Annotated in this window: 16 protein-coding genes; 14 read left to right on the top strand and 2 right to left on the bottom strand. The window is 65.2% G+C overall.

What is annotated here, in order from left to right:
* Positions 1-134 precede the first annotated feature (134 nt).
* From DXT74_RS05140 to DXT74_RS05075, 14 genes are all read left to right on the top strand, one after another.
* Positions 135-884, top strand: coding sequence for a sulfite exporter TauE/SafE family protein (locus DXT74_RS05140; protein ID WP_043589632.1), 750 nt, complete (start codon positions 135-137; stop codon positions 882-884).
* 300 nt (positions 885-1,184) lie between these two features.
* Positions 1,185-2,711 carry a 4-hydroxyphenylacetate 3-hydroxylase family protein gene (locus tag DXT74_RS05135; RefSeq protein ID WP_196783826.1) on the top strand — a complete coding sequence of 509 codons (1,527 nt, stop codon included), beginning with the start codon at positions 1,185-1,187 and terminating at the stop codon, positions 2,709-2,711.
* 23 nt (positions 2,712-2,734) lie between these two features.
* Complete coding sequence (locus DXT74_RS05130; RefSeq protein WP_194427452.1) at positions 2,735-3,781, top strand: aromatic ring-hydroxylating dioxygenase subunit alpha; 1,047 nt, start codon at positions 2,735-2,737, stop codon at positions 3,779-3,781.
* A gap of 13 nt (positions 3,782-3,794) precedes the next feature.
* Entirely contained in the window at positions 3,795-5,168 is a 1,374-nt protein-coding gene (locus tag DXT74_RS05125) for a diaminobutyrate--2-oxoglutarate transaminase family protein (RefSeq protein ID WP_194427451.1), read from the top strand.
* Between the two features lie 15 nt (positions 5,169-5,183).
* A complete protein-coding gene (locus tag DXT74_RS05120) occupies positions 5,184-6,500 on the top strand; it encodes a lysine N(6)-hydroxylase/L-ornithine N(5)-oxygenase family protein (protein WP_114152437.1) in 1,317 nt (438 codons plus the stop codon).
* Positions 6,481-7,782 (top strand): FAD-binding oxidoreductase, encoded by a 1,302-nt coding sequence (locus DXT74_RS05115; RefSeq protein WP_194427450.1) that lies wholly within the window; start codon positions 6,481-6,483, stop codon positions 7,780-7,782. Before DXT74_RS05120 ends, DXT74_RS05115 begins: the two co-directional genes overlap by 20 nt.
* A complete protein-coding gene (locus DXT74_RS05110; RefSeq protein WP_194427449.1) occupies positions 7,779-8,411 on the top strand; it encodes an FMN-binding negative transcriptional regulator in 633 nt (210 codons plus the stop codon). The genes DXT74_RS05115 and DXT74_RS05110 overlap by 4 nt, the downstream gene beginning before the upstream one ends.
* Complete coding sequence (gene zapE / locus DXT74_RS05105) at positions 8,404-9,480, top strand: cell division protein ZapE (RefSeq protein ID WP_194427448.1); 1,077 nt, start codon at positions 8,404-8,406, stop codon at positions 9,478-9,480. Before DXT74_RS05110 ends, zapE begins: the two co-directional genes overlap by 8 nt.
* Complete coding sequence (locus DXT74_RS05100; protein WP_194427447.1) at positions 9,471-9,860, top strand: tautomerase family protein; 390 nt, start codon at positions 9,471-9,473, stop codon at positions 9,858-9,860. Before zapE ends, DXT74_RS05100 begins: the two co-directional genes overlap by 10 nt.
* A complete protein-coding gene (locus DXT74_RS05095) occupies positions 9,857-10,051 on the top strand; it encodes a hypothetical protein (protein WP_194427446.1) in 195 nt (64 codons plus the stop codon). Before DXT74_RS05100 ends, DXT74_RS05095 begins: the two co-directional genes overlap by 4 nt.
* Before the next feature lie 19 nt (positions 10,052-10,070).
* The gene (locus tag DXT74_RS05090; protein WP_194427445.1) at positions 10,071-10,952 is read left to right on the top strand and encodes an oxaloacetate decarboxylase; all 882 of its coding nucleotides are present in this window, start codon (positions 10,071-10,073) and stop codon (positions 10,950-10,952) included.
* Between the two features lie 104 nt (positions 10,953-11,056).
* Entirely contained in the window at positions 11,057-11,830 is a 774-nt protein-coding gene (locus DXT74_RS05085) for an isocitrate lyase/phosphoenolpyruvate mutase family protein (protein ID WP_194427444.1), read from the top strand.
* A complete protein-coding gene (locus tag DXT74_RS05080; protein ID WP_194427443.1) occupies positions 11,817-12,890 on the top strand; it encodes a bifunctional transcriptional activator/DNA repair enzyme AdaA in 1,074 nt (357 codons plus the stop codon). The genes DXT74_RS05085 and DXT74_RS05080 overlap by 14 nt, the downstream gene beginning before the upstream one ends.
* A 397-nt stretch (positions 12,891-13,287) precedes the next feature.
* Positions 13,288-13,491 carry a cold-shock protein gene (locus DXT74_RS05075; protein WP_043634925.1) on the top strand — a complete coding sequence of 68 codons (204 nt, stop codon included), beginning with the start codon at positions 13,288-13,290 and terminating at the stop codon, positions 13,489-13,491.
* 158 nt (positions 13,492-13,649) lie between these two features.
* Here the strand turns inward: DXT74_RS05075 and DXT74_RS05070 are convergent, their stop codons facing one another.
* Both DXT74_RS05070 and DXT74_RS05065 read right to left on the bottom strand, forming a co-directional pair.
* Entirely contained in the window at positions 13,650-14,162 is a 513-nt protein-coding gene (locus DXT74_RS05070) for a hypothetical protein (RefSeq protein ID WP_194427442.1), read from the bottom strand.
* 423 nt (positions 14,163-14,585) lie between these two features.
* The gene (locus DXT74_RS05065; protein WP_081554462.1) at positions 14,586-15,173 is read right to left on the bottom strand and encodes an HD family hydrolase; all 588 of its coding nucleotides are present in this window, start codon (positions 15,171-15,173) and stop codon (positions 14,586-14,588) included.
* Positions 15,174-15,274: the final 101 nt, after the last annotated feature.

The following is a 15,274-nucleotide window of genomic DNA, read 5'->3' as shown; positions in this document are numbered from 1 at the left end:
CATCATGGCAAATCAGTAGGATGCAAACACTTGAGAACGGCTGATCCAATACAAAATAGCCGTCGGAGAAATAGCAGGAGCCGTCGGTTCACCCCCCATGGGTGCGCGTGACCGGCGGGCCAGGAGAAACCCCTATGTTGCTGGATTTGCCATGGCAAGACCTGAGCGCCATCTTTGCGGCGGTCACCATTGCTTACGTGATTTTCGGCGTGGCCGGTTTTGGCACCGCCCTGGTCGCCAGCCCGGTGCTGGCCATTTTCATCCCGGTATCCAAGATCGTGCCGTTGCTGGCGCTGATGGACATGTTCGCCGCCTTCAGCAATATCCTGCGCGACGGCCGCAAGGCGGACCTGGGCGAACTGAAACGCCTGATTCCGCTCATGGTGGCCGGCAGCCTGATCGGCGCCGCCATCTTGCTGAAAACACGGCCGGACGCGCTGCTGCTGGCTTTGGGCGTGTTTGTGGTGGCTTATTCTCTTTATTCGCTCAGCGGCCTCAGTCCCAAGCGGCAATTCCAGCCACGCGCGGCGGTCCCCTTCGGCTTGGTGGGCGGCGTGTTCAGCGCGCTGTTCGGCAGCGGCGGCTTCATCTACGCCATTTACCTATCCGGCCGCATCGAACAAAAAGAACACTTGCGCATCACCCAAACCACGCTGATCGGCCTGAGCACCCTGACCCGGGTCGTGCTGTTCGCGCTGGCCGGCGTCTATATGGATGCCTCCCTGCTGCTGCTGGCGCTGATTCTGGCGCCGGCCATGCTGTGTGGGGTATTCGCCGGCCGCCACATCACCCTGCGGCTGACACGTGAACAATTCATCCGGGTGATCAATACCGTCGTCCTGTTTTCCGGCATCGTCCTGCTAGGCCGTTACTTCAGCCACTGAGAATGTGTTTACGCTCTCGCAAGCCAAGGCGAGATCAGGTGAAAACCGCTGAGAAAGCGGAATGTACAGATGGTACACAAGCATTTCGAAGGGGTTTTCAACGCCGTATCGCCAATGCGCAGCGATCGTAAACAGATGCTGAGCGGCCCCCACTACGCAATACCGCTGTAGCCATCCCCCGGTCGCGACCACGCGCGGCCGCGCTCATGGCGCCGATTCTCTCATCCCTGACGGGAGGGCCCGCTGTCGCCCGCAGTCCGGGAGTGTGTTTGCTGCTCTTACAATGATGAGGAGTGCCAAGTGAATCATGCTGCATTGAACGAAATGATGACGCCGGAAGAGTATCTGGCCAGCCTCAACGACGGCCGCGAAGTTTACATCTACGGCCAGAAGGTGGCGGACGTCAGCCGGCACCCGGCTTTCCGCAACAGCGCCTACTCGATGTCGCGGCTGTACGAGGCGCTGCACCACCCGGACAGCCAGGAGTTGATGACCGACATCGACCCGGAGGGCTATCGCACCCACCGCTATTTCATGCCCAGCCGCTCCTGTGAGGACTTGCTCAAGGCCCGCGACGCCATTGCCCACTGGTCGCGGCTGACTTACGGCTTCATGGGCCGCACCCCGGACTACAAGGCCGGTTTCACCGCCACGCTGAAATCCGACCCCCATCTGTACGCGCCCTTCCACGACAACGCGCTGAACTGGTATCGCCAGAGCGCGCGCAAGGTGCTGTTCCTCAACCATGTGCTGGTGAACCCGCCGGCGGGCCGCGCCCGCGCCGCCTCGGAGATGCGCGATCTTTACCTGCACGTGGAGAAGGAAACCGACGCCGGCATCATCGTGCGCGGCGCCAAGATGGTGGCCACCAGCGCCGCCATCTCCAACGCCACCTTCGTTGCCCAGAACAGCGCCGCTCAATACCAGCCAGGCGGCGAGGAGGACTTCGCGCTGTGCTTCATCCTGCCGATGAACGCGCCCAACCTCAAAATCATCTGCCGCCGCTCCTACGAGGCCTCGGCGCTCAGCCCATTCGACAATCCGCTGTCCAGCCGCTTCGACGAAAACGACTCAGTGCTGATCTTCGACGGCGTGTTCGTGCCCTGGGAAAACGTGCTGATCTACCGCGACATCGAGCGCGCGCGCAGCTTCTATTCCGCCTCCGGCTTCCTCAACCGCTACCCGCTGCAATCCGGCACCCGGCTGGCGGTGAAGATGGACTTCATCTGCGGCCTGCTGGCCAAGGTGCTGGAGTCCAACGGCAGTGACGGCTTCCGCGGCGTGCGCACCCGGTTGGCGGACATCGTGGCGCTGCGCAACCTGATGTGGTCGCTGACCGAATCGCTGTGCCACAACCCGGAACCGCGCCGCGACGGATCGGTGGTGCCGCGGCTGGAAGCCGCCTCCACGGTGCGCTATTTCGGCACCCAGATGATGTCCCAGCTCAAACCGGTGTTCAACACCATACTCGGCGGCTCGCCCATCATGCAGGTGTCCAGCTGGCTGGACCTGACCAACCCGGAGCTCAAGGAGCTGATCGGCTGCTACTTCCAGGGCACGGATCAGGAGGCGGTGGATCGTCTCAAGCTGATCAAGCTGCTGTGGGACGCGCTGGGCAGCGAGTTCGGCGGACGCCACGAGTTGTACGAGCACAATTACGCCGGCAACAACGAGCAAGTGCGGCTGGACATGCTGCGCCACTGCGAGAGCAGCGGCGTGCTGGAGCAATGCCGCGCCTTGGTGGACGACTGTATGGCCGACTACACGCCGGACGGCTGGGCGCGTCCGGGCTGGCAGTTCGACGGCGCTTGCCGCGACCGCGTTTGAACCGGACCGGAAAGGAGGCAAGCATGCTGTACGCAGGCAAATGGGACCGCGCCGGTCTGGATTACCAAGCCTTGAAGAACCAATGGCACGTGGTGGCGCGCGCCGAAGAAGTCAGCGCCGAACGCCCCAAGGCGGTGCGGCTGCTGGGCGAAGAACTGGTGCTGTGGCGCGACGGTGCCGGCCAGATCCACGCCTGGAAGGACTATTGCGGCCATCGCGGCGCCAAACTGTCGCTGGGTTGCGTCAAGAAGGGGGAGATCGAATGCCCATACCACGGCTGGCGCTTCGACGCCGGCGGTCAGTGCACGCGGGTGCCCGCCCACCCGGACCAGGCCACGCCCTCGTCGGCGCGCTTGATCTTCCGTCACCACGCGGCCGAACGCTACGGTCTGATCTGGGCCAGCCTGGACGCGCCGCAGCGGCCGCTGCCGGTGTTCCCGGAATGGGAGGATGGCAGTTTCCGTAAAGTGTTCGCCGGCCCCTACCGCTATATGGGCAACGCTTTGCGCTCGGTGGAAAACTTTCTCGACGCCTCGCATTTCCCCTTCGTCCACGCCAATCTCAACGGCGACCCGGACGCGCCGGAGCCGCTGCCGGACTACCAGGTGTTCAAGGACGAACACGGGCTGCACACCTCGGAAATATCGGTGTTCCAACCCTACGGCGACCACCGCGGCATCCCGGTCACCGCGCGCTACACCTACTCGGTGTTCAACCCCACCACCGCCTACTTCGTCAAGAAGACCGGCGATACCGAGCGCTTCTGCACTTTCCTCAACGCCACCCCGGTGGACGAGGCCGAGTGCGTGATCTGGCTGATCGTGGCCATCAACTTCGGCGCCGACTTGAGCGAAGAAAAAATCCTCTACCGCCAGGACATGGTGTTCGAACAGGACCGGCTGATCGTGGAATCGCAGCGACCGGCGCGGCTGCCGCTGGACATCCAGCAGGAAATGCACGTTCGCAGCGACCGGCTGGGCATCGAATACCGGCGCTGGATCAAGGAACTGGGCCTGCGCGCCGACGCGCCAAACCACGCCGAGCCGCGCGCCGCGGCCTTGCTGAACTGACAGGGAGCAAGCGATGGATGCATTTGAACCCCGCCGCCTCCAGCTGGCCGAGCGCGAATCGAACGCGCGCACCTACGCGCGCGGCATAGACCGCGTGATCAGCCGCGGCGAACTGGCCCGAGTCTACGACAGCGAAGGCCGCGAATACCTGGACTGCCTGGCCTGCGCCGGCGCGCTGCCGCTGGGCCACAACCATCCCTTCGTCCAACAGCGGGTGGCTGCTTTTCTGCAATCCGGCCAGCTGCAGCAGGCGCTGGACATCGCCACCCCGGCCAAGCTCGCCTTTGTCGAACAGCTATATCAGGCGCTGCCCGCCGGCTTCGCCGAACACGCCAAGGTGCAGTTCTGCGGCCCGTCCGGCTCCGACGCGGTGGAAGCCGCGCTCAAGCTGTTCAAGACAGCCACCGGCCGCCGCCCGGTGCTGGCCTTCCAGGGCGCTTACCACGGCATGACCATGGGCGCGCTGGGCATGATGGGCAATCTGGGGCCGAAACAGGCGGTCAGCGGCTACCCGGCGGAAATCCAGTTCCTGCCGTTTCCCTACGCCTACCGCAGCCCCTTCGGCGCAGACGCCGCCGAGACCGAGCGGCTGTCCCTGGCCTATTTGGAAAACCTGCTGTCCGATCCGGAAAGCGGCGTCGGCAAACCGGCCATGCTACTGGTGGAACCCATCCAGGGCGAAGGCGGCTGTATCCCGGCCAGCGCCGGCTGGCTGCGCGGCTTGCGCGAAATCACCGCGCGCCACGACGTGCCGCTGGTAATGGACGAGGTGCAAACCGGCTTCGGCCGCAGCGGCGATATGTTCGCCCATGAATGGGCCGACATCGTGCCGGACGCCGTCATCCTGTCCAAGGCGGTGGGCGGCGGTTACCCGCTAGCCCTGGTGGCCTACCACCAAAAATACGACCGCTGGGCGCCCGGCGCCCACGCCGGCACCTTCCGCGGCAACCAGATAGCCCTGGTCAGCGGCGCGGCCACGCTGGAATACCTGCGCCAACCCGGCGTGCTGGAGCAAGTGCGGGAGGTGGGCCAACTCCTGCGCCAGAAGCTGCAAGCGCTGCAAACGCGCTTTTCCTGCATTGGCGACGTGCGCGGCCGCGGCCTGATGCTGGGCGTGGAGCTGATAGACCCCAACGGCGCGCCGGACGCGCTGGGCCACCCGCCGGCCAACGGCTTGCTGGCCAAGGCGCTCAAGCGCGCCTGCCTGGAACACGGCCTGATCCTGGAGAGCGGCGGCCGTCACGGCGCGGTGATGCGCCTGCTGCCGCCGCTGATCATCAGCGCCGACGACGCAGAAGAAATCGTCCGTCGTTTTGAAACCGCGCTGACCCGCCTGTGGCCCGCCGCCCCGGCCGCCGCGCACGCACCGGCCGCCATGGCCTTCTGAACCTGGAGCGACAGCATGACGCACACCGTACACGACATCATCGGCATCGGCTTCGGCCCCGCCAACATCGCACTGGCCATCGCGCTGGAAGAACTGGCGCCGCAGCTGTCCGTGCGCTTCCTGGAACGGCGGCCCTCCGCCGTCTGGCAGCCGGGCATGCTGCTGGAAGGCTCGGACATCCAAAACCACCCGCTGCGCGACCTGGTCACTCCGCGCAACCCGCGCAGCCGCTACACCTTCACCAACTTCCTGCACGAGCACAACCGGCTCTATCAGCACCTGAACCTGCCGCTGCACTACCCGCTGCGGCTGGAGTACGCGCAATACGTCGGTTGGGTCGCCGGCTGCTTCCAGCACCAAGTGGAATACCAGCGTGAAGTCATCGACATCCTGCCGGTCAACGACAGCGACGGCGAGCTCAGCCATTACCGCGTGCTGTGCGCCGACGGCCGCGAGTACCTGGCGCTCAGCGTGGTGCTGGCGCCGGGCCGCACCCCCAACATCCCGGAACCGTTCCAGCGCGCGCCGGACCCGCGCGTGGTCCACCTCAACCACTACCTGCCGGCGCTGGAACAATTGAAAGCCAAAGGCGGCGGCAGGGTGGCGGTGATAGGCGGCAGCCAGAGCGCGGTGGAAATCCTGCTGCACGCCAGTTCCGAGCCGGCGCTGACGCGCGTGGTCGGCGTTACCCGCAACTTCGGCTACCGCCAGAAAGACACCAGCCCCTTCTCCGACGAGGTCTATTTCCCCGCCTTCGTCGACGCCTTCTTCGCCGCCAGCCCGGAACACAAGGACAGGCTGCGTCAGGAGCTGGTATTCACCAATTATTCGGCCGCCGACATCGACGTGCTCAACCAGCTCTACGTCAAACAATACGCCAACCGGTTACAGGACAAGGACAGCCTGGCCCTGCTCACCTGCATGGAAACCGAGGCCTGCGAACCCGGCGCCGACGGTGTCACCCTGCGGCTGCGCCACTTCCTGGGCGGCGACGCGGTCAGCGAAACCGTGGACTTGGTGGTGCTGGCCACCGGCTTCCTAGACCTGGGCCGCGGCCCCAAGCGCGAGCCCTGGCCTCGCGTGCTGGAAACGCTGTCGCCGCAGCTGTGCGCCGAGCGCGACACCGTGGACATCACGCTGGACTACCGCGTGCGGCTGCAAGGCGCGGCCGACCGCGGCGCGCCGCTGTACCTGAACGGCCTGTGCGAATCCTCTCACGGCATGGGCGATGCCGGCTCCTTCAGCCTGCTGGCGCTGCGTTCTCAAGCCATCGTGCAATCCCTGGCGGCGCGGCTGGAACAAGGATCGCGACATGACGGCATCCGCGCTTGACGCTCTGCTGAGCGCCGCCACCGGCTGGCAGGCGCGCGCTCCGCGGCTGCTGGCGGCCAAGGCCGACGCGCTGCCGGTCAGTTGCGAACTGGCGGTGATAGGCGCCGGCCTCACCGGACTGTCGGCGGCGCTGACCGCCGCCGAAGCCGGCTGCTCGGTGGTGGTGCTGGAGGCCGACGCCGTCGGCGGCGGCGCCACCGGCCGCAACTCCGGTTTCGTGGTGCCGGTGCCGGCGCGCTGCGGCCCGCCGGAGCTGCGCGCCTGGCTGGGCCCGCAGGCCGAGGGCTATCTGGCCGGCCTAAGCGAAGCCGCGGCCGAACTGCTGGCGCTGCCGGAAGCCAGCCCGGTCCGCAAAGGCTGGATGCAATTGTTCTCCGCCCCCGGCTCCGCGCAGGCCTCCGCCCTGGCCTGGCGCCGGCTGGGCGTGCGCGCCCGCGCGCTGGACGCCGAACAGGCGCAAACCCTGACCGCCGCCGCCGGCTACCACGGCGGCCTGCTGTTCGAGGACGGCGGCCAGATCGACCCGCTGGCGCTGGCGCGCGGCCTGGCCGAACGCTGCCGCCAACGCGGCGTGATCCTGCTGGAACGCTGTCCGGCCAAGCTGGTGGAACGGGAAAGCCGGGACGGCATGCACGTGATCCGCACCCCGCGCGGCAGCCTGCGCGCGGGCCGCGTGCTCATGGCCGGCAACGCCTACAGCCGCGACGGCATAGCCGCGGTCGCCCGACACAGCGTGCCGCTGACGCTGGCGCTCGGGCAATTCGAACTGAGCGCGGAACAACAGGCGCGGGTGCTGCCCGCCGACATCCCCTTCTCCGACAATCGCCGCGATATGTGGTTTTTCCGCAAAATGCCGGAAGGCCAATTGCTGACCGGCCTGTTCGCGCTGAGGCCAGACGCCGAAACGGAGCAATACGCCGCCGCCTTGCGCCAGCGCGTCCGCACCGTCTTCGGCATGGAGCTCGACGCCGCTCCACGGCTATGGGCCGGACAAGTCGGCCTTACTCCGTCCGGCCTGCCCAGCTTGCAACGCGTCGGCGACGGCGTCCTGGCCTGGACCGGCTGCAACGGCCGCGGCCTGGCGCTGTCCTTCATGCTGGGCCGAACCCTGGCGCGCCAACTGATCGGCGCCGGCCCGGCCCTATTGCCGTTCAATCCGCGTCCGCTGCGCGGCCGCGCGCTGCTAAAGTGGATGACCGAAGCGGTCATCGCCCACGACCGGCGCCGGCGCGCCCGGCTCACGCCGGCAGAACCTCGCTCGCCAAAGGAAGCTACCACGTGAGTTCATGCGCTTTCCATTATCAGGAATACTGCTGTACCCGCCCCGAGCTGATCGACCGGATGATCGCCCGCTACCCGCTGGCGCTGATCAGCAGTGAATACCAGGGCCGTCAGCACGCCAGCCATATCCCGCTGTTCCGCGTCGCCGACCGCAGCCTGTTCGGCCACGTAGACCGCCGCAACCCCCAATTCCAGGGCCGCGGCCGCTTTCCCGCGCGCTTGGTTTTCATGGGCCCGCAAAGCTATATCCCGCCGGAGGCCTACCGCAGCCGCTTGCTGCCCACCTGGAATTACATTGCGGTGCACATGGACGCCGAGATCGAAATCCTCGACGACCTGGAATCGGCCCGCCGCGCGCTGCGCGACACTTGCGAGCGGCTGCAGCCGCCCCAGGCGCCGTTCCAGTACGAGGCCGCCGATCCCCGAGTCATCGCCAACGCGCCGCACATCCTCGGCCTGCGCGTTCATGTGCTGCGCGAGGAAGGCCGCTTTAAACTCTCGCAGGACAAAAAGCCGGAGGACCAGCAAGCGGCGCTGGATCATCTGCTGCGCCGCGACGAGGCCGGGGAGTGCGCGCTGCTGGAGGAGCTGCTGCAATTTGCCGCAACCGCGGAGCACGCACATGGCTGACCCCTCCGAGCTGGCCCGGCGCTTCATCGATCAAGGCGTCACGCTGGACCCCGGCCAGCGCCGCGCCGCCGACGCGCTGGACGCGCTGCGCCTCCAAACGCGGACCGCCCCCGCCTGGCCGCTGCGCCGGCCGTCGCCGCAAACCGGCGCCTATCTGTGGGGCGAGCCCGGCCGCGGCAAGACCATGCTGATGGACGGACTGTTCGCCTTGTCCACCGCGCCGGCGCAACGCATCCATTACCACCAGTTCCTGCGCGACCTGCACCGCGGCCTGGCCCAGTCCGGCGGCGAGCAAGCCAACTACCTGCCCGCGCTGGCGCGGCGCGTGGCCGCGCAAAGCCGCTTGTTCTGCCTGGACGAATTCCATCTGCACGACATCGCCGACGCCATCCTGATGGAGCGCTTCCTGACCGTGCTGTTGGAAGAACGGGTGCTGGTGATCCTGACCTCCAATTACGCGCCGGAACAACTGCTGCCGGACCCGCAACTGCACCGCTACGCGCTGCGCGTCATCGCGCTGATCCAGCGCCACATGCAGGTGCTGCACCTGGACGGCGAGCGCGACTACCGCTATCGCGAAGCCGCCGCCGGCGAACACTATCTGCACCCTTGCGGCGCGGAAGCCGAGCAAGCCCTGCGCCGGCTGCTGCAAGAACAGGGCCGAACCATCGGCCCCGCCGCCGCCGTCTCGCTGTCCGGCCGGCCGCTGTCCGCGCGGGCGCAAAGCCCGGACTGCGTCTGGTTCGACTTCGAAACCATCTGCCTGGGCCCGCGCTCGCACCTGGATTACCTGGAGATGTCGGAACGCTGGCACACCGTCGTCGTCTCCGACATCGCCCAAACGCAGTTGAACAAGGCCGACGGCCTGCGCCGCTTCATCTGGCTGGTGGACGTGCTCTACGACCGCCGCCAGTGTTTATTGCTGATTTCCGAACGCCCAATCGAAACCATGCTGCGCGACGCCACGCTGTCGGCGGATACCCATCGCACGCTGAGCCGGCTCGCCGAAATGCAATCCGCCTCCTTCGCCGCCGCCACCGCCATCGAAATGAGCCCGCTATGCCAATAGTCAGAATCGAAGACGCCGCCGCTCGCACGCCGACCCAACGCCAAGCCATCGTTCACTGCGTCTACGACGCGCTGCGCGCCGCGTTCGGCGTCAGCGACGAAGAGCTGCAGGCGCGCTACCAGCGCTTCGCGCAGGAAGACCTGCTGCCGCCGGGCGGAGACCCGGACTACCTGCACATCGAGATCACCGTCTTCGCCGGCCGCAAGCCGGAGACCAAGAAAAAACTCTACGCCAAGCTGGCCGCCGACCTGGCCGCGCTGCTGGACATCTCGCCCGCCTCGGTGCTGATTCTGCTGCGCGAGGAAGCCGCGGACAACTGGGGCATGCGCGGCGGCCTGCCCGCCAGCGAAATCGATTTCGGCTACGCCATCTCCGTATGATGAGCCAGCGCCCGCAGGCCCTGCGCCAAAAGCTGGGCAGCTTCGCCACCGGCGTCGCCGACGCCTCGGGACTAGAGCCTCAAGCAAATGCGAGACAAGGCGAAAACGCGCGCAAGCGCGCACCGTTCACGCAGGAACGCCACGGCGCGCCGCTGATCGACACGGCCAGTACCATCCAACCCATCCCCTAGCCACTCTGGAACCGCAAACATGACGCAAAACAGCAAACACGTCCTGCGCAGCCTGATAGCAAGCCGCTCCGGCCTGCTGGTGCCCGGCGCCTACAACGCGCTGAGCGCTCGCATCGTCGAAGACCTCGGCTTCGGCGCGCTTTACCTGACCGGCGCCGGCCTGACCAATATGCAGCTGGGCCTCCCCGACCTGGGCTTCGTCGGCCTGAAAGAAGTGGCGGACCAGGTTTCCGCCATCCGCGACGCGGTGTCGATTCCCCTCATCGTCGATGCCGACACCGGCTTTGGCAACGCGCTCAATGTGCGCCGCACCGTGCGCGTGCTGGAACGCGCCGGCGCCGACGCCATCCAGTTGGAAGATCAGGTACTCCCCAAGAAATGCGGCCATTTCACCGGCCAAAACCTGATCAACGCCGCCGAGATGTGCGGCAAACTGCAGGCGGCGGCGGACGCGCGCCAGGACGAAAACCTGATGATCATCGCCCGCACCGACGCCTGCGCGGTGGACGGCATAGACGCCGCCATTGAACGCGCCGGCCGCTACGCCGAGGCCGGCGCCGATGTGCTGTTTATCGAAGCGGTACGGGAACTGGACGACATCCGCCGCCTGCCGGCGCTGTTCGACCAACCCCTGCTAATGAATATCGTCATCGGCGGCAAAACCCCGGCGCTGAGCGCCGCCGATCTGAAGGCACTGGGCTACGGCTTGGTGCTATACGCCAACGCCGCGCTGCAAGGCGCCGTGCTGGGCATGCAGCGGGCGCTGGGCACGCTGGCACGCGACGGCATCCTGCAGGAAGACCCGCAACTGGTGACCCCGTTCACCGAACGTCAGCGCCTGGTCAACAAGCCGCTCTACGACGAACTAGACGCGCGCTACGGCGCGGCCGGGCGGGACTGAGCCACTTGCGGGCGGCAAGCCGCCCGCAAAATACTCGTCCGATTTTCGGTTGTGACGGTCTTGGACGCCCCCTAAGCTGTGCGCATTCCAACCGGAGCACACACATGGACTTCGCCGCCCTGCACCACCAAGCCGAACCGCTGTTGATCGCCAATGTCTGGGACGCCGTCAGCGCCCGCCTCGCCGAACAGGCCGGCTATGCCGCCATCGGCACCTCCAGCGCGGCGATGGCCGCCATGCTGGGCCACGAGGATGGCGAAGAACTCGGCTTTGCCGAATTGCGCCAGCTTGTCGCCCGCCTGCGCACCGCCAGCCGCCTGCCCTTGAGCGTGGACATGGAAGCCGGCTACGGCGACAGCCCCGAGCGCATCGCCGCCAATCTGAGCGAACTGGCCGCGCTCGGCGTCGTCGGCGTCAACCTGGAAGACAGCGTGGTGCGCCAAGGCCGGCGCAGCCTGCAGGACGCGGCGGCATTCGCCGCCATGTTGACGGCGGTGCGGACAGCGCTGCGCCAAGCCGGCCACGCGCTATTCCTCAATGTTCGCACCGATCCCTTCCTGCTGGGCCTATCCGACGCGCAAGCGCAGACTATCGCCCGGGGCCGCCTATACGCCGCCCACGGCGCCGACGGCCTGTTCGTGCCTTGCGTTGTGCAAGAAACGGACATTCGCGCCATCGTCGAAGCGGTGCCGCTGCCCTTGAATGTGATGTGCATGCCGGCCTTGCCGGACTTCGCCGCGCTGGCGCGGCTGGGCGTCAAACGCCTCTCCATGGGCAATGCCGTCCACGAACAATTGCAGCGCAGCTTGCTGAACATGCTGCACAATATTCGCGCCCAACAATCCTTTCAGGCCGTCTTCACCCATGCTGATCACTGACACCGAACAGGCCGATGGCTATTACCGGGCGCTGCTGGAACGCGCCGAGGCATACAACGGCATTTTCTTCGTCGCCGTCCGCACCACCGGCGTGTTCTGCATCGCCAGTTGCCGCGCGCGCAAGCCGAAACGGGAAAACGTAGAGTTTCACTCCAGCTTCAAATCCGCGCTGGACGCGGGCTTCCGCCCCTGCAAGATCTGCCGCCCCACCGAGAACGCCCACGCCGCGCCGCCGGCGGTGGCCCAGGTCATGACCTGGCTGCGGGCCAGCCCCAAGGACCGGCTCAGCGATGGCCAGCTCAGACAGCGCGGCATCAGCCCGGAAGCGCTGCGCCGCTGGTTTCTCCAGCACCACGGCATCACCTTCCACGCCTTCCAACGCATGCTGCGCATCAATACCGCGCTGCGCGAACTCAAGGGCGGCCGCAGCGCCACCGAGGTCGCGCTCGACAGCGGCTACGACTCGCTCAGCGGTTTTGCCCACGCCTACAAGAAACTGACCGGCAGCGCCCCCAGCGACAGCGCGCGCGTCATCCTGTTGCACCGCTTCACCACCCCGCTGGGCCCGATGCTGGCCTGCGCGACGGAGCGCGGCCTGTGCCTGCTGGAATTCACCGACCGACGCATGCTGGAAACCGAATTCAAAGACCTGCAACGCCTGCTCAAGGCGCGGATCATCGCCGGGGAGAACGCGCACACCCAGCAGGCCGAGAGGGAAATTGGCGAATACTTCGCTGGCCGTCGCAGACACTTCGACGTGGAACTGGAAACGCCAGGCAGTGAATTCCAGCAAGAAGTTTGGCAAAGCCTGAGGGTGCTGGACTACGGAAGCACCCACAGCTACCAGAGCCTGGCGGAACGGATAGGCCACCCCAGCGCGGTGCGCGCGGTGGCCGCCGCCAATGGAGCCAACCGCATCGCCATCATCGTTCCCTGCCACCGCGTGCTGGGCAAGAACGGCGCGCTGACCGGCTATGGCGGCGGCCTGGCGCGCAAGCAATGGCTGCTGGAACACGAACGCGGGCCGGACGCGAACTCGACGTCCAGACTGGAAGCTTAGAGCCTGTCCAAAGTCTCCAAAGCGCGGGCGAGACAAAGCTAAAACAGCAGAGAAACGGAGTACACAAGAGGTACATGAGCATTTAACAAAACCCCTGACCCTGCTCAGCCTCCTTGTCGAACAACTGCCTGCGTCGGCTCGCCTTGGTCCAAGCTCCGGCAAGGCATTGTTAGCGGCCCTTAATTGGTTTTTTCCCGGCAGCCTTGCTAGCGTTTTAAAAATTACTGTTGACCTCTACGCCACTTTCCTGTAAAAAGTCCGGGCAGGATCTTCAAGCGTCATATCTATCGATACCTCGTTGCCCATCAAACTGGGTCTTCATTGTTTCCATATCTATTCCTTGATTATCATGCCATACGATAATTTTATTGTCCTTAACTGACACATGGAGTGCATTATGGAAACTGGTACCGTTAAATTTTTCAATGACGCAAAAGGCTTTGGCTTTATCACCCCGGACAATGGCGGCGACGATCTGTTCGCTCACTTCTCCGAAATTCGCGCGGATGGCTTCAAATCCCTGCGTGAAGGTCAAAAAGTAAGCTACACCCGCGCAATGGGCCAAAAAGGCCCGGCAGCGTCCGCGATTCAGCCGCTGTAAGCATTACAGCGTCTAAATAGCAAAAGCCCCATATGGGGCTTTTCGTATTTTAAAAATAAGACCTGCCTCAAGGCAGGTCTTATTTATTGGATAGCAGAAGTGCACGCAGCACCCCTGCCAACAGCCGGCCCCACAGGGCCGGCTGCTCCTCCTCCGGCTTAACGCTTCTTCTTGCGCCGTGGATTGCGCTGCACCGCGTACAGCTCATCCAGGCTCAGATAGAAGCGCTGAACCGCCTCCACATGTCGCACTAGGTCCACCTGTTGCGCTCCCAGGTTCAACAACATCTCCAGATAATTGAAGAAGCATTTGCAGAGACTGCGGTGATGGCCGCGATCGCTGAAATCCATATCGCTGGCGATGCGGAACAACAAGCCGCGCGCGGAGTGCTGGCGGTTGAGTTTCAGCAGCTGCGCCAAGTGAGCTGCGTACTGCCGGCCCAAGGCGCAGGCTTCAAACTCATCCTTAGGCTCGGCCGGCTGCCAGTAATGCGGATAGGTACGGCCTGCGATACGGCGGATGAAGGGCAGGCTGAGGTCTTTGGCTTCGCTGCCGGCAAAGCGATAGCGCGAGCGCGGCAACAGCGGCGCGAGTGGAGATGCCCGGTTTTGGGCGTGAGTGGGGGACGAAGAGAGATCGATGCCAAGCACCGGACGGACAGGCTTTACCATTTGCAACCTCCTGAGCAGAAGGGCCCAGCCGCAAGGCGGCAGGGCGGGCACATGACAAGAGTTAGTCTACCGGTGGACTTCTACTAAAACCGGCGCGCCCGCGGGGGCGCCACTTGCCACGGCCCGCCCGAATAGGCAAAGCAATGGCAACGGATACGCTGTGAAAACAGCGCATCCGCGGTAGAAGTCCATGTCGGGAGACTAAGCCCGAGCGCCGCGATTGCTGCGGCGCGGGGGCTATTGTTGGGGAGGAGCGGGAAAGCGTCAAGCCGGCGACATCCGGCAAGACGGAAATAGCCACGCCTGGCGCGCGGCGGATGCAAGCCATCGCTTGGGCGCTGAAGCCAATCTGAATAGCGTTACAAGCCGCGAACGAAACTCAGTTTTACGCGCAACACAGCATCAGGGGTTTTGTTAGCGGGTCTAAACAGGCTGCCCCGCAAAATGCCGGCGCACCCACTGCTCGCACACAAACCAAAGCTGCGGCGCGCCTTTCTGGATCACTGGGCCGTAACGGGACAGCACCTGCTCCAGCGAAACATCGTTCTGCGTCCAAGTCCCGCCACCGGTGAAGACATTGATCAGCAAAGGCTGGAAACGGTCCAGCGCCTTGGCGAAACAGGCATCGGCGCTTTCCGCGCACTCAAACTCGCGCCACAGCGCCAACAGCTCAGCGCCCTGCTCCGCCGGCAACAAACCAAACAAACGCTCCGCCGCCCTCGCCTCCGCTTCCGCCTGCGCCCCAGGCACGGCCTGGCCGTGTATGGGAAAATCGCCGGCATCCACCTCCACCACATCGTGCAGCAGCAGCATCTTGATCACCCGCTCGGTGTTGACCGGGCCGCTGGCGTAATCGCCCAGCAGCAAGGCGTACATCGCCAAATGCCAGGAATGCTCGGCCGAGTTCTCCCGGCGGCTCTGGTCCAGCAACGGCGATTGCCGCAACACCGACTTCAAGCGGTCTATCTCTCTCAGAAAATTCAGTTGCCGTTCCAAGGCCGCTACTTGCATCGCTTATCCCGCATTCAGATCTGTTTCACCACGGAGGGGGATTATAGCTGTGGCCTGGACCTGCACCACCATGGGATGAGGGGAGCAGATCACTACGGGCA

Origin of the sequence: Chromobacterium sp. Rain0013 (genome assembly GCF_015291765.1) — a bacterium.
GTDB lineage: Bacteria > Pseudomonadota > Gammaproteobacteria > Burkholderiales > Chromobacteriaceae > Chromobacterium > Chromobacterium haemolyticum.
Note: the sequence above shows the minus strand (reverse complement) of the source record. Positions and strands in the feature narration are given on the sequence as shown.